Below are 18,095 nucleotides of genomic sequence, written 5' to 3'. Positions count from 1 at the left end.
ACCCTAGGAATCACCGAACCCGGGGTTAAGGGTTTGATTCGTGGTGACCAAAAGAAAGCCCGCCCGGGACACAGGGTCCGGGGCGGGTTTCCTCAGCGCGGCGTCAGCTCAGTCGGGTGTCCCCGTCGACCCGGATCGCCGTCACCGGCACACCGTTGACGGTCGCGGTCCAGGTGCCGAACGCCAGCGGCGGGGCGGGCTGGAGCAGACGGGCCTGGCGCCGCTGCCGGACCTGATCGCGGAACTTCTGCTCGTTGGCCTGCACCAGATCAGAGGTATCGGAATCGTTCGACGTCTTGAACTGCACACCGGTGATGGTGTTGTCGGGCCGAACCACCCAGGAGGCGCGCACACCGTTGGCCGCCGCGGTGTACATGGCCGACGGCAGCGCCACCGAGGGGGCGGTGAACGCGTAGTTGACGTTGTTCATGGTGAGCTGACCCTCGACCGCGGTGCCGTTGAACGACGCCTTGAGCGTGTCCTGGTACTTGGACGTGATGTCCAGGGCGCCGTCCTTCTGGGTGCCGAAGAACCAGGCCTCATCCGTGGAACCGTCGCAGGCGTAGGCGGCGATCTTGTCGCCCTCCACGGCCACGCCGATGGTCATCGTTCCGCCGCCGGCCATCGGCATGTCGGCGATGTAGTGCGCCGACTTCGGGAAGTCCTTGACCGCCGCTGCGCTCGATGTGGGTGTCGGGGAGTTCGCGGTGGTGTTGGACCCGCCTGAACAGGCGGTCACGGTGCCGAGGGCGACCGTCGCGATCACGCAGGCCAACAGGGTGCGTAGGTGTTTTCTCATGTCACCAGCTTCGGGTACCGGCAGGTCCGGTACTTGGAGAATGTATGGAGATTAGGTGGAGATCGCCAGGAACCGGCGAACTTCGTCGCAGAACACCTGCCAGGCCGGCTCGACACCGGTCAGCAGATGATTGTTGCTGGCCAGCGCCACCAGCCGCGATCCTGCGATCAGCTCGGCCAGCTCCTCGCCGAACTGCATGGGCACGCGGTGGTCGTTGCGCGAGTGCAGGATCAGCGTCGGGCACGCCACCTGCCTGGCCGCCTCGCGCACGTCGATCGCGGCGAACTCGGTGAGGAAGCGCACCGCGTTCTCCGACGACGTGGTGCGCCGCTGCAGCTGGTCGAAATCCGCCCAGTCCGAACGGCTGCCGTCCGGGAGGAATTGGGCGGCGAACACCTGGCGGAAGGCGGGATCGTCGCGACCCCAACCCACACGCGCCAGGTCCAGATCCAGTGCCGCAGCACGCTGTTCCTCAGGGCTGACCGCACGCACTCCGCGTCCGCGGGCGTACGCGCTGCACAGCACCAGGTGGCTCACCTTCTCCGGATGCCGGGCGGCGTATTCGATTGCGACGGCACCGCCCTGTGACACCCCGAGTAGCGGAAAGCGTTGCAGTCCAATCGCATCCACCACGGACTCCAGGTCGGCCACCCAGTCGGAGAAGGTGAACTCCCCCACCTCCCAGTCCGAGAGTCCGCACCCGCGTTCGTCGTACCGGATGAACGTGTGGTCCGCGGACAGGTCGCTGACCCAGTGCCGCCAGACCGGGCTTTCGATGTCGTAGGCCAGATGCGTCATCCAATTCGCGGCCCGCACCAACGGCGGTCCCTCGCCCGCGGTCGCATACGCCAGCCGCACCCCGTCACCCGCCCGGCAGAACGAGATGTGCTGGGGTGGCGCCGCGACGACCACCGGTTCGGCCGGCTCGGCCGTCGTCGTCACCGTCCCGACGAAGCGGTAGCCGCGGCCCCGCACGGTCCGGATATAGCGCTGCGACTCCCCGTCGTCGCCGAGTGCGCGCCGAGCCGCCTTGATCCGGCTGGTCAGCGCCGCCTCACCGACGAACTTGCCGCCCCACACCGAATCGAACAGTTCCTCTTTGGTGACCACTCGTTCGTGGTTGGCGACCAGATGCGCCATGACGTCGAACACCTGGGGCTCGACCCGAATCACCGTGTCCCCGGACCGCAGTTCGTAATTGGGGGTGTCCAGCACGAAGTCGTCGAAGCGCCAGACGCCCGATTCGGCGGGCACCGATGGAGCTGACTCCGGAAGCACGTTCCGATCTTAGCTGCGAAACGGCTGTGGCCGGTCAGTCGTCTTCGCCGAAGGTGACGACGACCTTGTCGGCCGCACCCGCGTCGGATGCCAGCCGCAGTGCCTCGCCGACGTCCCCGAACGGGATCGTGTGGCTGACGATCAGCCGGTAGGTCTCCCAGTTCGCGACGAGATCGCTTGTCACATCGAATATTTCGTCGGGGTATCCGATCGATCCGAGGATGGTGATCTCATTGCTCATGACGTTGACGAACTCGATCGGCACCGGCTTCTTGTGCACGGCGACGACGCCCAGTGTCGCGCCTTTCTTGGCTGCGGCCAGTGCGGTGTCGATCACGGCGGGAGCCCCGGCGGCATCGAGGTAGATATCGGTTCCGGCCTTGCCGGGAAACATCGCTTCACCGGGGCCGTGCAGCTCGATGAGTTTCGCGATCACGTCGTCCTCTGCGGAATTGATGACGGCGTCGGCGCCGATCTGGCGCGCCTTGGCCAACCGGGCCGGAATCAGGTCGGCGACGACGATGTGGCCGACCCCCAGCGATTTGAAGGCCAGCACGGCGCCCAACCCGATGGGCCCGGCCCCGAAAACGACCACCGTGTCGCCCGGTTTGGGCCGGCAGCGGTTGGCGGCGTGCCGGGCGACGGCCATCGGCTCGTTGAGTGCGGCCACCTCCCAGGGCACGTGGTCGGGGATGACCTCCAGACTCACCCCGCGGACGGCGTTCTCGATGAGCAGGTAGTCGGCCAGGGCACCGCTGTCGCCGCCGTTGCCAATGATGTTGGCCGGCTGGGCCATCGGGTTGATGACGACGTGGTCGCCGACCGCGATCCCGGTGACCTCCGCGCCGACTTCGACGATCTCCCCTGCCGGTTCGTGACCGAGCGGGGTGTGCCCCTGCCGCGGCGGGAGTCCGCCGATCGAGATGTAGAACCCGTCGGATCCGCAGACACCGCACGCGCGCATCTTGACCAGCACGTCGGCCGGACCGATCTGCGGGCGTGGGATGTCGATGACCTCGGCGGTGCCCGGGCCCGTCACGATGGACGCCTTCATCAGCGCCACCCGTCGGCAGCCTTGGCCGCCTGCACGAGTGCATCGCACAGTTCGCGCAGCTCATGGGTGGCCGCACCCTCGTCGACCGCGGTCGCCACGTCCTCGGCGGCGCAGCGCACCTGATAGACGCGATCGGACAGCTCAGCGGCCTCGTCGGCCGACAGCACCACCGCGTCCTCGGGGATCGCGCTGCCCTTGACCAGGGCGCGCTGCTCGTAGGCGCGCTGCCGGCACGACTGCCTGCAGTACTGCCTGCGCCGACCCATCCCGGCATCGGCCACCTCGCGGCCGCACCACCGGCACGGCTGGGAGCGGGCACGACGCGTCACGCCTTGTGACTGTAGACGGGTTGATGCGGTGATCCCGGTATCATGGTGGGTCGAGTCGGGAACCGCAGTGCGTGGTCTCGCGTTGAACACCCGGACTTCGTAGAGGGCCCCGGCCCTGGATAGACACTGAGGAGATTGACGATGGCTGATCGTGTCCTGAGAGGCAGCCGGCTCGGAGCCGTGAGCTACGAGACCGACCGCAACCACGACCTGGCGCCGCGTCAGATCGCGCGCTACCGCACCGAGAACGGCGAGGAATTCGAGGTTCCGTTCGCCGACGACGCCGAGATTCCCGGCACCTGGCCCTGCAAGAACGGCCTGGACGGCACCCTCATCGACGGTGATCTGCCCGAGCCCAAGAAGGTCAAGCCGCCGCGTACCCACTGGGACATGCTGCTGGAGCGCCGCTCGGTCGAAGAGCTCGAGGAACTGCTCAAAGAGCGGATGGACCTGATCAAGTCCAAGCGCCGCGGCAGCTGATCTAGCGGACGACGCCGCGGGCGCGGTCCATGCGCCCGTTGATGCCCCACTGGGCGACCTTGACCATCGCTTCGCGAATGTTCGAGCCGCTCATCTTCGACACTCCGAGTTCGCGCTCGCGGAAAGTGATCGGCACCTCGGTGACGGTGAAACCGCTGTTGATCGTGCGCCAGGTCAGGTCGATCTGGAAGCAGTAGCCCTTGGAGTCGACCGCCGACAGGTCGATCTTCTCCAGCACTTCGCGGCGATAGGCGCGGTAACCGGCCGTGATGTCGTGGATGTCGACGCCGAGCAGGACCCGCGAATAGGTGTTGGCGGTCTTGGACAGCACGAGCCGCCGGTGCGGCCAGTTGCGGACCGTTCCGCCGGGGACGTAGCGCGAGCCGATGGCCAGGTCCGCGCCGTTGTCGATGGCGTCGAGAAGGCGATACAGCTGCTCGGGAGCGTGGCTGCCGTCGGCGTCCATCTCGACGAGCACGTTGTACTGCCGGTTCAGCCCCCAGGCGAACCCTTCGAGGTAGGCCGCACCGAGGCCGTCCTTGGCGGTGCGGTGCATGACATGAATCCGGTCGGGATCGGCCAGCGAGAGTTCGTCGGCGAGCTCACCGGTGCCGTCAGGGCTGCCGTCGTCGACGATCAGCACGTGGACGTCCGGGCAGGCCTTGTGCACGCGGCCCACGATCAGCGGCAGGTTCTCCAGCTCGTTGAATGTGGGGATGATCACCAGGGTGCGCTGGCTGGGCAGCTCAGCGCCCGTCTTGCCCCGGTCGGTCATGACTCTCCTTCATCGTGCTGTCCGGCCAGAGCTGAGGATGATTCGCCCTGCTCCGGCGGGTTATCGCCATCGTCTCCGCCCCCGGACATGCTGTCTGCGTCCCGTTGCCGCTTTCTGCGGCGAAACGGACGCATGAACCAACCATTGTGCAGTATGACGGCCAGGACAATGGCAATGGCGGCTCCGACCAGCACCCATTGCACCAGCGGCCCCCAGCGGGTGGCCGGTGTCTGGCTCGTCTTGAGGCGGACGGTCATGTCGAGATAGCCCGGCGTGAAGAACTCCGTCCGGCTGAGTTCATGGCCATCGGGCGCGATCACCGCGCTGATTCCGACGGTGCCTGCCACCACCACGTAGCGGTCGTGCTCGACGGCGCGGGCCCGGGCGAACGCCAGCAGCTGTTCGCTCATGTTCCGGTCGAAGGTGGCGTTGTTGGTGGGCACCGCCAGCACCTGGGCGCCACCCAGAACCGACTCGCGCAGCGCCCGGTCGAAGATGACCTCCCAGCAGGTCGCCACCCCGACCGGCACCCCGGCGGCGTGCACGACGCCTGAGCCGTTGCCGGGCACGAAGTAGCCGGCGCGGTCGGCGAACGAGGACAGATGCCGGAAGAAGCCCCGCCACGGCAGGTATTCGCCGAACGGCTGGATGATCTGTTTGTCGTGGCGCTCCCCCGGCCCGCCGACCGGATCCCAGACGACGACGGTGTTGGACGCCGCCGGGTTCTCCGGCGTCCAGTCCGGCCGGGCGACGACGGTGCCGACCAAAATCGGCGCACCGATCGCCTGGGCGGCCACGCTGATCTGCTGGGCCGCGTCGGTATTGGTGTACGGGTCAATGTCGGAGGAGTTCTCCGGCCAGATCACGAACTGTGGCTGCGGTGCCCTACCCGCGTGCACATCCTCGGCCAGTTGCACGGTCTGACGGACGTGGTTGTCCAGGACGGCGCGACGCTGAGCATTGAAGTCCAGCCCCAGCCGCGGGACGTTGCCCTGGATCGCGGCGACGGTGACCGTCGGTTCGTTGCCTGCGCCCCCGGCGGCACGGCGTACCTGCGGCGCGGCCACCGCAGTGGTGAGCAACACCGCGGTGATGCACAGCCCGGGCAGCAGCACGCCGGGCAGTGAAACATGGTCCTTCTCTTTGCTTTCCGCGCTGCGCAGCCACCAGTGCACGACCTCGAGAACGAGGGCGGCCAGTGAGGTGCCGAGCAGGACGATGCCGAATGACAGCAGCGGCACGCCGCCGAGCTGAACCAGCGACAGGAACGGACCTCCTGTCTGCCCGAAACCCACTACGCCCCATGGGAATCCACCGAACGGGACGGTCGACTTGAGCCACTCCTGCAATGACCACATCAGCGCCAGCCACAGCGGCCAGCCCGGCAGTCTGCGCACCACGACGGCCAGCCAGCCGAACAGCGCCGGGAACAACGCCTCCATGGCGGACAGCGCGAGCCACGGCACCGGGCCGACAAGTCCGCTGATCCACGGAATCAGCGGGATGTAGAAGGCCAGCCCGAACAGAAACCCGTACCCGAGCCCACCGGCCGCAGTTGTCTTGGGGTGCAACAGAACCCAGCTGAACATCGCGAAGCTCAGCACCGCCGACCACCACCAGCCGATCGGCGGAAAGCTGATGCAGAGCAGCAGCCCCGCGGTCACCGCGACCAGCAGCCGCATCATCCGCGGCGGCAGCGCGGTGCGCAACCAGGTGAGCAGCCGGCTACCCATGGAGCACGACACCTCGGTGCACCGTCTGGCGGCAGTGCGGCAGCGGTTCGCCGGGATCCAGCCGCGGGAGTGCGGGCACCCGCGAGCGCGAGTCCGTGGACCACCGCTGCACACTGTCGGCCGGCGCACTGACATCGACCTCTCCGGTCTCCCACACCGCGTACGACGCGGGCGCGCCCGGCACCAAGGTGCCGCTGATCCCGTCGCGCTCACCGCCGGCCCGCCAGGCACCCCGTGTTGCGGCGGCGAAGGCGGCCCGCGCGGAAATCGCGCTTCCCGGGGTCTGATGGTGGCTGGCCGCGCGTACGGTCGCCCACGGATTGATGCTGGTCACGGGGGCATCTGAGCCGAACGCCATGGGCACGCCTGCCGATGCTAACAGCGAGAACGGGTTGAGCAGGGCGGCTCTGGCCGTACCCAGCCGGCGGGCGTACATGCCGTTGTCGCCGCCCCACAACGCATCGAAATTGGGCTGCATACTGGCCGTGATCCCGCTTTGGCCGAGAATCCCGGCCTGCTCGGCGTTCACCATCTCGAGGTGCTCGAGCCGGTGCCCACAGCGCGCAACCGCCGGTGCCCCGAACCGCTCGACGAGACCGACCACCGCGTCGACCACCGCACTCACTGCCGCGTCGCCGATCACGTGGAACCCCGCCGTCACCCCAGCTTCGGTGCAGGCGATCAGGTGCTCGGCGACGCCATCGGGGTCCAGGTAGCAATTCCCGGTGCTGTCCGGGGCGTCCGCATACGGCTCGCAGAGCCACGCGGTGTGCGAGCCGAGCGCGCCGTCGACGAACAGGTCACCGGCAAGGCCCCGGGCACCGGTCGCCTCGATGAGCGCCTTGGCCTGTGCGGCGGTGGACACCGCCTCGCCCCAGTAGCCGATGACGTCGACGCCGTGCGCGGTGGCACGCAGCTCCTGCCAGTCGTCTGATCCCCCGATATCGGGTCCGGCGCACTCGTGGGCGGCGACGATGCCGGCGGCGGCCAGGGCATCCAGGGCGGCCAGCCGCGCGTCGGCGCGCTGGCCCGCGGTGAGCAGCCGACGGGCCTCGCTGCGCACCAGGTGGTGGGCGTCGGCCGACAGCGGGCGGTCCGGGTCGTATCCGGCGACCGCCGCCAGCCCGGGCACCAGCTCACGCAGTGCCGTCGAGGCGACCGCGGAATGGACGTCGATGCGGGCCAAGTAGGCGGGGACGGCACCGGCGACAGAGTCGAGCTCCGCGGTGCTCGGGACTTCGTCGCGCGCCCAGCCGGCGTCATCCCAGCCGTGCGCCCAGACCGGCTGGCCGGGGTGGGCCGCGACATGCTCGGCGACCAGGCTCAGGCAGTGTTGCTTGGACGTCGCCGCCGTGAGGTCCAGCCCGGTGATCAGCAGGCCGGTGGAGGTCAGGTGAATGTGGCTGTCGACGAACGCGGGCGACACGAACGCGCCCTGCAGGTCGACGACCTGCGCATTGCCGAACTGCGAACGGCCCACGTCATCGCTGCCCAGCCAGGCGACGACGCCGTCGCGAACCGCCATCGCGGTGGCATCCGGATGCGACGGGCTGTGGATGCGCCCATTGAGCAGCAGTGTGGTCACGGTGGACCAGTCTGCCCCGCAGCCGCGGGGTGCCGGACGTCAGTAGCGCCGGACGATGTTGGCGTCGTGGACCGGGCCCGAAACGTACCCGTCCTGGTCGACAACCTCGCCATCGATGTAGTCGCCGCGGCCGGGATAGCCCGGCGCGGTCAGGTTGACGACGGTGACCCGGCGGGCGATGCCGCGGGTGAGCAGCGTGCCTGCCAGCGGGCGAACCATGCTGCGAGTCGGCGGCAGCAGCATCAGCGCGCCGACGGCAGTGCTGACCAGGCCGGGGATGAACACCAGCACGGTGCCGAACGCGACGAGCATGCCGTCTGCCACCGCGCCCTGCGGATTCGTGCGGGCCTGCTGCAGCTTGAGGATCTGTCGTTTGACCTGCGAGCCGGCCAGCGCGACACCGACCACCGAGGTGGCCAGCAGGATGAGCAACGTCCACCCGAGCCCGAGGGACCACGTCAAGGCGGCCAGAACCGCGATCTCGACCAGGGCGTACAAGAAAAACGTCCGCAGCACCATGCATTGCCAACGAGTCGGCGTCGTGGCGGGTTCCGGCGACCGCTGATAGCAGCCTGAGAGTTCTATTGCGGAGTGATCTCGAGGGCCACGTGCACCTTGTCGATACCGCCGCGGACCAGGCTGTGCAGGTAGAACCACACCGAGTGCTGCCAATACCGCCGCAGCACTTTGTTGTAGACGTCGCGGGTCTCCGAATCCGGCAGCACCCGGGCGGTCGCCTCGACCGCGGGGCCCTTTGGCTTTCCGAGTGAATGGCTCTCGGCGATGGTGACCCGGGGTGTGTTGCGGATCCGCTTGACCTTCCAGGACACCCGGTCGGTGATGACCAGTAGCCGGTCACCGTCGGGCACGCCCCAGATGGCGGTCGGCTTCGGAGTGCCGTCCTTGGTGAAGGTGGTGAGCAACAGGTACTTCGCCTGGGCGACATCGTGGAAGGTGGGGTTCGCCACCGAGTTGGCCATGCGTGCCTGTTCCCGCTAGGCCGCGTCTTGAAGCATCGACCTCAGGCGGCGCGCAATTCCAGGCCGATCGTGCGGTTGGTACCGCCGCGCAGCTTGCTGAAGAAGTTGAAGACGTGGCCGACGATCCCGTAGCGCTTGCCGATCGCCTGATAGACGCGCTCAGTCTGGGATTCGTCGAGCACGCTCGCGACTCCCTCGACGGCCTCGCTCTTGACGTTGCCCCGCATATCGCAGATGGCCACCGTCACCCGCGGGGTGTTGCGGATGCGCTTGACCTTCCACGCGTTCTTTTCGCTGATCACCAATGCGGTGTCCCCTTCTGGGACGACCCAGACCGCGGTCGGCTTGGGCCGGCCGTCCTTGGTGAACGTGGTCAGCGTGATGTATTTCGCCTGAACGACCTCGGCAAACGTAAGCGGCATGTCGCCAATCTAGCGCGCTTCCAGGTCCCCTTCGGTTTCGAGCAGCACCTGGCGCAGCCCGTCCAGCGTGGCCGGATCCGGGTTCTCCCACATGCCCCGCCCGACGGCCTCGAGCAGGCGCTCCGACATCCCGTGCAGCGCCCAGGGATTCGACTCGTTCATGAACTTGCGGTTCTCGGGGTCCAGCACGTACTTCTCGGTGAGCTGCTCGTACATCCAGTCGGCCATCACACCGGCGGTCGCGTCATAACCGAAGAGATAATCCACCGTCGCGGCCATCTCGAAGGCGCCCTTGTAACCGTGCTTACGCATCGCGGCCATCCACCGCGGATTCACCACCCGGGCCCGGAACACCCGAGTGGTCTCCTCGGAGAGCGTGCGGGTGCGCACCGCGTCGGGACGGGTGTTGTCACCGATGTAGGCCTCCGGCGCCTTGCCGGTGAGTGCCCGCACGGTCGCCACCATGCCGCCGTGGTACTGGAAGTAGTCGTCGGAGTCGGCGATGTCGTGCTCGCGCGAGTCGGTGTTCTTGGCGGCCACCACGATTCGGCGGTACTGCGTCGACATGTCGTCGGCGGCGGGTCTGCCGTCGAGCTCGCGGCCGTAGGCGAAGCCGCCCCACGCGGTGTACACCTCGGCGAGGTCGGCGTCGTCGCGCCAGTTGCGGCTGTCGATCAGCTGCAGCAGGCCGGCGCCGTAGGTTCCCGGCTTGGAGCCGAAAATACGTGTGGTGGCGCGTCTTTCATCGCCATGCTCGGCCAGATCGACCTGGGCGTGAGCGCGGACGAAGTTCTGCTCGACCGGCTCGTCGAGGCCGGCGACCAGCCGTACCGCGTCGTCGAGCATCGTGACGACGTGTGGGAAGGCGTCGCGGAAGAAGCCGGAGATCCGCACGGTCACGTCGATGCGGGGGCGGTCCAGCTCGGCCAAGGAGATGGCCTCGAGGTCGACGACGCGACGCGAGGCGTCGTCCCACACCGGCCGGACGCCAAGCAGCGCAAGGACTTCGGCGATATCGTCGCCCGAGGTCCGCATCGCCGAGGTGCCCCACACCGACAGCCCGACCGAGCGGGGCCAGTCGCCGTGGTCTTTGCGGTAGCGCTCCAGCAGCGAATCCGCCATGGCCACACCGGTTTCCCAGGCCAGCCGCGAGGGCACAGCCTTGGGGTCCACGGAGTAGAAATTGCGCCCGGTGGGCAGCACATTGACCAGGCCGCGCAACGGTGAACCCGAGGGGCCGGCCTCGACGAACCGGCCGTCCAGCGCACGCAGCACCTGATCGATCTCGCCTGCGGTGCCGGCCAGTCGCGGAACCACCTCGGTCGCCGCGAATCGCAGGATGGCCGCGACGCCCTCGTCGTCGGTGAGCTCGCCAACCCGGCCGGCGTCCCAGCCGTGGGCCTGCAGACCGGCCAGCAGAGCGCGGGCCTGCTGTTCGGCTTCATCGACGGTCACCCGGTCGGCGGTGCCGTCCTCGGCCAACCCGAGAGCCTGGCGAAGGCCCGGCAGGTGCTGTTCACCACCGAACAGCTGCCGGGCCCGCAGGATAGCCAGCACCAGGTCCAGTTCGGCCTCGCCGGACGGCGCCGCGCCCAGGATGTGCAGGCCGTCGCGGATCTGGACGTCCTTGATCTCGCAGAGCCAGCCGTCGACGTGCAGCAGCATGTCGTCGAAGGAGTCCTCCTCGGGCCGTTCGGCCAGCCCGAGGTCGTGGTCCATCTTGGCCGCCCGCATCAGGGTCCAGATCTGCTGGCGGATGGCGGGCAGCTTGCCCGGGTCCAGTGCGGCGATGTTGGAGTGCTCGTCGAGCAGCTGCTCCAGCCGGGCGATGTCGCCGTAGCTTTCCGCCCGCGCCATCGGCGGGATGAGGTGGTCGACCAGGGTGGCGTGCGCCCGGCGCTTGGCCTGGGTGCCCTCGCCCGGATCGTTGACCAGGAACGGATAGATCAGCGGCAGGTCGCCGAGTGCCGCATCGGTGCCGCAGGCAGCCGACATGCCAACGGTCTTGCCTGGCAACCACTCCAGGTTGCCGTGCTTGCCCAGATGCACGGCAGCATGGGCACCGAATCCGTGTCGCAACCACAGGTAGGTGGCCAGGTAGTGGTGACTCGGCGGCAGGTCGGGGTCGTGATAGATCGCGACGGGGTTCTCCCCGAATCCGCGCGGCGGCTGAACCAGGATCACGATGTTGCCGGATTGGATTGCGGCCACGACGATCTCGCCCTCGGGGTCACGGCTGCGGTCGACGAACAGCTCCCCGGGCGGCGGTCCCCAGTGGGTGACCATCGCGTCGGTCAGCTCGGCGGGCAGCGTCGCGAACCATTCGCGATACTGGGCGGCCGGAATGCGAATCGGATTGCCCGCCAGCTGACCGTCGGTGACCCAGTCCGGGTCCTGGCCGCCGCGTTCGATGAGCGCGTGCATCAGGGCGTCACCATCGGCGGCGTCAACACCGGGGATCTCGCCGATCTGGTAGCCGGCATCGCGCAGCGAGTGCAGCAGCGCGACCGCGCTGGCCGGGGTGTCCAGCCCGACCGCGTTGCCGATCCGTGAGTGCTTGGTCGGGTAGGCCGAAAACACCAGGGCCAGCCGTTTGTCGGCGGGGGCCACGCGACGCAGGGTGGCGTGCTTGACGGCCAGGCCGGCCACCCGGGCGCACCGCTCGGCGTCGGGCACATAGGAGATCAGGCCGTCGGAGTCGATCTCCTTGAACGAGAACGGGACCGTGATGATGCGCCCGTCGAATTCCGGCACCGCGACCTGGGTGGCGACATCCAGCGGGCTCAGGCCGTCGTCGTTGTCGGACCAGGTGGCTCGCGAACTCGTCAGACACAATCCTTGCAGGATCGGGACATCAAGAGCAGCAAGGTGTTTGACGTTCCAGTTGTCGTCGTCGTGGCCGGCTCCGGCCGTCGCAGGACGGGCGCCGCCCGCGGCCAGCACGGTCACCACCATGGCGTCGGCGGTCCCGAGCAGCTCCAGGAGTTCGGGTTCAGGAGTGCGCAGCGACGTGCAGTACACCGGCAGCGCGCGCCCGCCCGCCTCCTCGATCGCCGCGGACAGTCCCTCGATATAGGCGGTGTTGCCGGCCAGCTGTTGAGCGCGGTAATACAGCACCGCGATCGTCGGCCCGTCCACGTCGCCCGATCGTTCCAGGACTCCCCAGGCCGGAGTGGCCGACGGCGGGTTGAAGCCGAAGCCGGTCATCAGCAGCGTGTCGGACAGGAAGGACTGGAGGTTCCGCATATTTTCCACGCCGCCCTGCGCCAGGTAGATGTGGGTCTGGACGGCGATGCCCGCGGGCACCGTCGAACGCTCCATGAGGTCGGCGTCGGGGGCCTGTTCGCCACTGACGACGACCGTCGGGCGGCCACTGGCCACCACCTGATCGATACCGTCCTGCCAGGCCCGATAGCCGCCCAGGATGCGCACCACCACCACGTCCGCGCCGTCCAGAAGCTCGGCCAGCTCACCGTCGACGAGCCGTGCCGGATTGGCCCACCGGTAGTCCGCGCCGCTGGCGCGGGCGGTGATCAGGTCGGTATCCGACGTCGACAGCAGCAAGACGGTTCCAGGCACCCACCATTCGTACCGTATGGCCAGCGTCGTGCCCTATTCGGATCGTGGCCAGCGCAACGGTGTACAGGGCCCCGGTGCACCGACACCATCGAGGTCATGTCCCTTTCTCCCGACGTTTCCAAGCTCGGCGCGAATATCGGCGCGGTGGTATCCGGCGTTCGCCTCGGTGGCGATCTGTATCCCGACACCGTCGCCGACATTCGCGCGGCACTGCTCGAACACAAGGTCATCTTCTTCCGCGACCAACACCACCTCGACGACGACGGCCAGGTGGCGTTCGCCGAGCTGCTCGGGGTGCCGACGATCGCGCACCCCACGGTCACCTCGCGCGGTGACACCGTGCTGCCCATCGACTCGCGCTACGACAAGGCCAACTCCTGGCATTCCGATGTCACGTTCGTCGACCGCCTGCCCAAGGCGTCGCTTCTGCGCGCGGTGACGCTGCCCGCCTACGGCGGCAGCACGGTGTTCGCCTCGACCGAAGCCGCCTACGATCAGCTGCCGCAGGCACTTCGGGCGCTGGCTGAGAATCTGTGGGCCACCCACACCAACATCTACGACTACGTGGACGGCCACCGCGAGGCGATCTCGGACGAAACCCGGGACTACCGAGCGGAATTCGAGCGCGCCTATTACGAGACCGAACACCCGGTGGTGCGGGTTCACCCCGAGACGGGTCGGCGCGTGTTGCTGCTGGGACACTTCGTCAAGAAGTTCGTCGGGCTGAGCAGCAGCGAGTCGGCAGACCTGTTCCGGGTGCTGCAGAACCGGATCACCCGGCTGGAGAACACCGTCCGGTGGAACTGGCAGACCGGCGATCTCGCGATATGGGACAACCGGGCCACCCAGCACTACGGCGTGGCCGACTACGACGACCAGCCCCGCTTCCTGAGCCGGGTGACGCTGGCCGGTGACCTTCCGGTTGACGTCGACGGCAGGCCCAGCCGGGTCATCGCTGGCGATGCCTCGCACTACTCCGACGTGGTGGCGCCCGATGTGATTGCCGCACAGCCGGTTCCGGTCGGCTAGTCCCCGGCGTGGCTGAACGGGCTCAACGCCAGTCCGATCGCCGCCACCACGGCCACCGGGGCAAGCAGTGGCAGCCACGACAATCCGGCGGGTAGCGCGGTGGCCAGGACCCCGACCACCGCGAATCCGGCGATTCCCACGGCCGTCGGCCGGGTCATCGCGAAGTGCGTCAGTACCAGGTATGCCGCGGCGCACACGCCCGTCAGCGCCGCGAGGGCCGGCTGCTGATCGGTAAGGGCAACCGCGCAGATCACCGCCAGCACCGCCACGGTCGCCGCGACCCGCAGATAGAGCCCGGCCAACACGGCGATCAGGGCCACCGCCACCGCGGCGAGCCCGCGCGTGTCGGCGCCCACGGCCGCGGATCCGGCCATCGCCGTTCCGAACGCCGCCGCCAGCAGCCGCCGCGACGTCACGCCGGCCGCCGGCCGCGGTCGGGCACCAGGCTCATCGCCTGATCAAGGGTGACATCGGCCGGCCAGGACACCACGTCCACACCGATCACCTTCATGTCGCGGTACATCGCCGAACGTTGCAGCGCCCACATCCGTTCGAGGATCGGATCGTGGCCGTCGGCGAAGGGCCAGCCTTCCAGCACGTCGACCGCCACCACGGTGTGCCCCCGTTTGCAGAGGTCGATCAGCGCAAGCGCGAACTCGGTGTCGAGCATCGTGGAGAAGCCGACGACGACCGCGCCCGGCGGGACGGCGGCCCGAGGCGCCAATGTACCGGCGGTGTCCTGATATTCGCTGCCGACTCCGAGCGCGGCATCGAGAATCCGGTAGAACTGCCTACGCCCGATGTCGGCGCCGAGCCAGCGCGGACGGCGACCGCCCAGCCCCACGATGCCGGCCCGGTCGCCGTTACGCAGCGCGGTCTGCACCACCTGGGTCGCGCCGCGCAGGATCCGTTCGGTGGCCGCCGTCGCCGGGCCTGCCGGTTGTGCGCTCATGTCGACGATCACCACGACATCGGCGGCGCGGTCGGTCAGCCGCTCGGTGACGTGCAGGCTGCCGCGACGGGCACTGACGGCCCAATTCACCGCGCGCAGTTGATCACCCGGAAGATAGGGACGAATGTCGGCGAATTCGACACCTGGACCGATATGCCGGGTCAGGTGGGTGCCCAGCCGGTCGGGCAGCTCGGTTCGGGGAATGCCGGTCGGTTGCGGCGGAGCCACCGGGAAGACGAACAGGTCGGCGGCCTCGACGATCGCGGTGCCGGTGAGAAGTCCGCCGGCCGCGACGACCTCGACCCGGGTGCGCAACGGGTAGCGGCCCCACCGCGACGCTTGGGCGGATACCGTCGCGCGAGTGTGGTCGCTCTCGATCAGCTCAATCTGCATACCGGGCACCGGGCACACGGTCAGGCTCGCCGCATCGGTCGACTCCCCGGCCAACTCGGCGCTCAGCTGCATCGGCTCGTTCTCGAAACACCGTGTCACGGCCGGGTTTCCCACCACCGCCGCGGTAGGCGGTTTGCGCTGCCAGCCGATCGAGGCAAGCACCCCGAGCATCGGCGCCACGAATGCGATCAACTGCCACCGTGCCCCGATCACGGCAACGGCCAGCGCGACACCCGCGCAGGTGGCGATCGTGCGGGTCAAGGGCGATGCGTTCCAACGCAATACGGCCTCGGTATGGCGGGCTTCTGGTAATTCCGCGTCCATCACTGCCCCTGCCCGCGTGCGCGCGGTACCGGCAACCGGCGCAGCAGCTGTTCGACCACGTCGGAGCCGTTCACGCTGCGCACCCACATTTCCGGTCGCAGGCTGATCCGGTGGGCGATCGCCGGAACGGCCAGCGCCTTGACGTCCTCGGGAATCACATAGTCCCGGCCGGACACCAGCGCACGCGCCCTGGCAAGCTGGACCAGGTCGAGTTCGGCACGCGGGCTGGCGCCGACAGCCACCTGTGGGTGACTGCGGGTGGCCGTCGCCACAGACACCACGTAGTGCAGGACGTCGTCGTGCACCGACACTTCTTCCACCGATTCCCGCATGGCCAGAAGATCTTTGGCGTCGACCACCTGGTTGATGGTCGCCTCCGTCGAACCCCGCTCGATGCGGCGGCGCAACATCGACGCCTCCTCGGCCTCGGAGAGGTACTTCAGTGCGACCTTGACGGCGAAACGGTCGAGCTGGGCCTCCGGCAGCGGATAGGTGCCCTCGTACTCGATTGGGTTGTCCGTGGCCAGGACGATGAACGGTGAAGGCAGCCGGTGAGTTTCGCCGTCGATGCTGACCTGGCTCTCGGCCATGGCCTCCAGCAGCGCGGCCTGCGTCTTGGGCGGGGTGCGGTTGATCTCGTCAGCCATCAGCAGATTGGTGAAGATCGGGCCATGCCGGAATTCGAAACGGCCCGACTGCATGTCGTAGATCGTCGACCCGAGCAGATCGGCGGGCAGCAGATCCGGGGTGAACTGCACGCGGGTGAAGCGCAGGCCGAGTGCCGCGGCGAACGATCGGGCGATCAGTGTCTTGCCCATACCGGGCAGGTCCTCGATCAGCACGTGCCCGCCGGCCAGCACAGTGGTCAGGATCAGCGTCAGCGCGGCGCGTTTCCCGACCACCACGCGCTCGATCTCGTCGAGCACCGCCTCGCAGTAGGCCGTCATCGCCGGCGCCGGCATCGTCATAGGTCTTCCATCCGTCGCAGGATCTCCTCGAGAGTCGCGTACCCGGGACCGGGTTCACGGTCATCGCCACGGGTGACGTTGTTGGGGTCCACCCAGCCCCAGAGGTCGTCGCCGAACACGATGCGTCCGGTTGCCTGCAGCGCCACCGGATCTCGCTGCCGGGTGGCGAGCACGAACTCACGAGCCAGCCGGGGCCGCAAATGCCGATCCCAATCGCCCGTGGTCGCATCCGCCCATTGAATGGTCGACTCGGTGCGGGACCGCCAGCGCCGCAACGATTCGCCCGCATCGTCCGCACCCACCTCGGCAGACGTACGATGTTGTGCCGCAGCGAAACTCAGGCGCACAGCGAGAAGAAACACCACCAGCGTCAGCCCGGCCACCGGGAGAACCCACTGTCGCGCCCCCAAGACCAACACCAGGATCTCCACCCCCGCGACCAGGAAGAGCCCACCGGCCACCAGGCGGATCACACCGGGCTCCGCAGCTCGTCGAGAACCAGACGCAGTGCGCGTTCGGCGGTTTCACGATGCCCCTCGTTCATCACGTGCGTGCTGAACCGGGCTTCTGCGAAGAGGGCGACGAGTTCGGTTGCGCTGCCGGCATGGATCGCCTCGTGCTCGACGGCGCGGGCCAGCACTTCTGATGGGGTGTCCGACTCCTGTGGCGCCGCGCCCGGGGCGTTGGCCAGCGCGTGCTCCATCGCCGCGTAACACGCGATGATGGCCTCGCGCGGTTCCCGGCTGAGGTCGCCGACCTCGGCCAGTCCCCGCTCGGCGGCCAGAGCCAGCGATCCCGGGCCGGGCGCGAGGGATTCCGTTGCGGTATCAGCGGTCACGAGCGGGGCCATCGGCTCACGTCGTCGCAACCGGAGCACGACCATCCCGATGAGAATGACCACCAGGAGCGCGGCCATGGCGACCACGAGAGACCAGACAAGGGGGTCTGGAGCGTCCGGCTCGGGTACTGGGGGGCGCCGGGCGGCATCGGGTACGGGCGGTGCGATGCTCGGCGCCGTGGCGTTCGTCGGGGGTGCCGGCGAGTTGTCCCTAAGCTGCGGCGGGCGCAGCGCAGCGAGCAGGAAGGCAACCAGCAGCCAGGCGAGAATCGCGCCCAGGACAACCAGAACGACGCGCCAGCTCCGCCGGGTACCGCCGCCTCCCCCGCCCGGGACCTCATAGCGGGCAGCCTGTTTGGCTCGCTGGGGATCACGCAGCGACGCCACGATCGACACGATGATCACCAGCAGGCAGGCGATCACCAACGCCAGCATGCTCAGCAGCCCCGCGGTGTTGTCGGTCGGCTGCGCGCGATCGGTCGGCTGAACGCCGGGCAGCTGACCGCGCAGCGCCACCCCGAGGACCAGCACCAGGGCGACCAGCGCGGCCACCCGCACTCTCGCTTGCCTGGTCCCG

Annotated in this window: 18 protein-coding genes; 2 read left to right on the top strand and 16 right to left on the bottom strand. The window is 68.4% G+C overall.

The genetic code is table 11. From position 1 onward, the window contains the following. Nucleotides 1-103 precede the first annotated feature (103 nt). The 4 genes from EV580_RS18155 to EV580_RS18140 are packed head-to-tail and all read right to left on the bottom strand — an operon-like array spanning nt 104 to nt 3,460. Nucleotides 104-799, bottom strand: a complete 696-nt coding sequence (locus EV580_RS18155) for a hypothetical protein (protein WP_133692595.1) — start codon at nt 797-799, stop codon at nt 104-106. A 51-nt stretch (nt 800-850) separates the two neighbouring features. Continuing rightward, a complete protein-coding gene (locus tag EV580_RS18150; RefSeq protein WP_166654763.1) occupies nt 851-2,077 on the bottom strand; it encodes an alpha/beta hydrolase in 1,227 nt (408 codons plus the stop codon). Nucleotides 2,078-2,111: 34 nt separating this feature from the next. Continuing rightward, complete coding sequence (locus tag EV580_RS18145; RefSeq protein ID WP_133692594.1) at nt 2,112-3,131, bottom strand: zinc-dependent alcohol dehydrogenase; 1,020 nt, start codon at nt 3,129-3,131, stop codon at nt 2,112-2,114. Continuing rightward, on the bottom strand, nt 3,131-3,460 hold the full coding sequence (locus tag EV580_RS18140; RefSeq protein WP_133692593.1) for a hypothetical protein: 330 nt from the start codon (nt 3,458-3,460) through the stop codon (nt 3,131-3,133). Before EV580_RS18140 ends, EV580_RS18145 begins: the two co-directional genes overlap by 1 nt. 141 nt (nt 3,461-3,601) lie before the next feature. Here EV580_RS18140 and EV580_RS18135 point away from each other — a divergent pair, with 141 nt between their 5' ends. Beyond that, nucleotides 3,602-3,940, top strand: coding sequence for an RNA polymerase-binding protein RbpA (locus tag EV580_RS18135; protein WP_133692592.1), 339 nt, complete (start codon nt 3,602-3,604; stop codon nt 3,938-3,940). 1 nt (nt 3,941) lies between these two features. Here EV580_RS18135 and EV580_RS34650 read toward each other — a convergent pair whose 3' ends face one another. The 7 genes from EV580_RS34650 to cobN all read right to left on the bottom strand — a co-directional run bounded on the left by EV580_RS34650 (nt 3,942) and on the right by cobN (nt 13,014). Then, nucleotides 3,942-4,715: a polyprenol monophosphomannose synthase gene (locus EV580_RS34650; RefSeq protein WP_133692591.1), complete on the bottom strand. Its 774-nt coding sequence runs from the start codon at nt 4,713-4,715 to the stop codon at nt 3,942-3,944. After that, nucleotides 4,712-6,448, bottom strand: a complete 1,737-nt coding sequence (gene lnt / locus EV580_RS18125) for an apolipoprotein N-acyltransferase (RefSeq protein WP_133692590.1) — start codon at nt 6,446-6,448, stop codon at nt 4,712-4,714. Before lnt ends, EV580_RS34650 begins: the two co-directional genes overlap by 4 nt. Then, a complete protein-coding gene (locus EV580_RS18120) occupies nt 6,441-8,033 on the bottom strand; it encodes an amidohydrolase (protein WP_133692589.1) in 1,593 nt (530 codons plus the stop codon). The genes lnt and EV580_RS18120 overlap by 8 nt, the downstream gene beginning before the upstream one ends. A 39-nt stretch (nt 8,034-8,072) precedes the next feature. Then, nucleotides 8,073-8,552, bottom strand: a complete 480-nt coding sequence (locus EV580_RS18115; RefSeq protein WP_208114634.1) for an FxsA family protein — start codon at nt 8,550-8,552, stop codon at nt 8,073-8,075. 62 nt (nt 8,553-8,614) lie between these two features. Next, the gene (locus tag EV580_RS18110; RefSeq protein ID WP_133692588.1) at nt 8,615-9,013 is read right to left on the bottom strand and encodes a PPOX class F420-dependent oxidoreductase; all 399 of its coding nucleotides are present in this window, start codon (nt 9,011-9,013) and stop codon (nt 8,615-8,617) included. Between the two features lie 41 nt (nt 9,014-9,054). Further along, nucleotides 9,055-9,435 carry a PPOX class F420-dependent oxidoreductase gene (locus EV580_RS18105; protein WP_133692587.1) on the bottom strand — a complete coding sequence of 127 codons (381 nt, stop codon included), beginning with the start codon at nt 9,433-9,435 and terminating at the stop codon, nt 9,055-9,057. A gap of 9 nt (nt 9,436-9,444) precedes the next feature. Further along, nucleotides 9,445-13,014: a cobaltochelatase subunit CobN gene (gene cobN, locus EV580_RS18100; protein ID WP_133692586.1), complete on the bottom strand. Its 3,570-nt coding sequence runs from the start codon at nt 13,012-13,014 to the stop codon at nt 9,445-9,447. A 96-nt stretch (nt 13,015-13,110) separates the two neighbouring features. Between cobN and EV580_RS18095 the strand changes: the two genes are divergently transcribed. After that, entirely contained in the window at nt 13,111-14,043 is a 933-nt protein-coding gene (locus EV580_RS18095; protein ID WP_133692585.1) for a TauD/TfdA dioxygenase family protein, read from the top strand. On the opposite strand, the gene EV580_RS18090 is transcribed toward EV580_RS18095, so the two are convergent. The 5 genes from EV580_RS18090 to EV580_RS18070 are packed head-to-tail and all read right to left on the bottom strand — an operon-like array spanning nt 14,040 to nt 18,070. Continuing rightward, nucleotides 14,040-14,459 (bottom strand): hypothetical protein, encoded by a 420-nt coding sequence (locus EV580_RS18090; protein ID WP_133692584.1) that lies wholly within the window; start codon nt 14,457-14,459, stop codon nt 14,040-14,042. The two genes, EV580_RS18095 and EV580_RS18090, sit on opposite strands and share 4 nt — an antisense overlap. Next, on the bottom strand, nt 14,456-15,712 hold the full coding sequence (locus tag EV580_RS18085; RefSeq protein WP_133692583.1) for a DUF58 domain-containing protein: 1,257 nt from the start codon (nt 15,710-15,712) through the stop codon (nt 14,456-14,458). The genes EV580_RS18090 and EV580_RS18085 overlap by 4 nt, the downstream gene beginning before the upstream one ends. Continuing rightward, nucleotides 15,712-16,680: an AAA family ATPase gene (locus EV580_RS18080; RefSeq protein ID WP_133692582.1), complete on the bottom strand. Its 969-nt coding sequence runs from the start codon at nt 16,678-16,680 to the stop codon at nt 15,712-15,714. Before EV580_RS18080 ends, EV580_RS18085 begins: the two co-directional genes overlap by 1 nt. After that, nucleotides 16,677-17,153, bottom strand: coding sequence for a hypothetical protein (locus EV580_RS18075; RefSeq protein WP_133692581.1), 477 nt, complete (start codon nt 17,151-17,153; stop codon nt 16,677-16,679). The genes EV580_RS18080 and EV580_RS18075 overlap by 4 nt, the downstream gene beginning before the upstream one ends. Further along, nucleotides 17,150-18,070 carry a DUF4129 domain-containing protein gene (locus tag EV580_RS18070; protein WP_353619854.1) on the bottom strand — a complete coding sequence of 307 codons (921 nt, stop codon included), beginning with the start codon at nt 18,068-18,070 and terminating at the stop codon, nt 17,150-17,152. The genes EV580_RS18075 and EV580_RS18070 overlap by 4 nt, the downstream gene beginning before the upstream one ends. Nucleotides 18,071-18,095: the final 25 nt, after the last annotated feature.

Origin of the sequence: Mycobacterium sp. BK086, assembly GCA_004362315.1 — a bacterium.
GTDB lineage: Bacteria > Actinomycetota > Actinomycetes > Mycobacteriales > Mycobacteriaceae > Mycobacterium.
The sequence above is the reverse complement of the archived record's forward strand: the minus strand, read 5'-3'. Positions and strand labels throughout refer to the sequence as shown.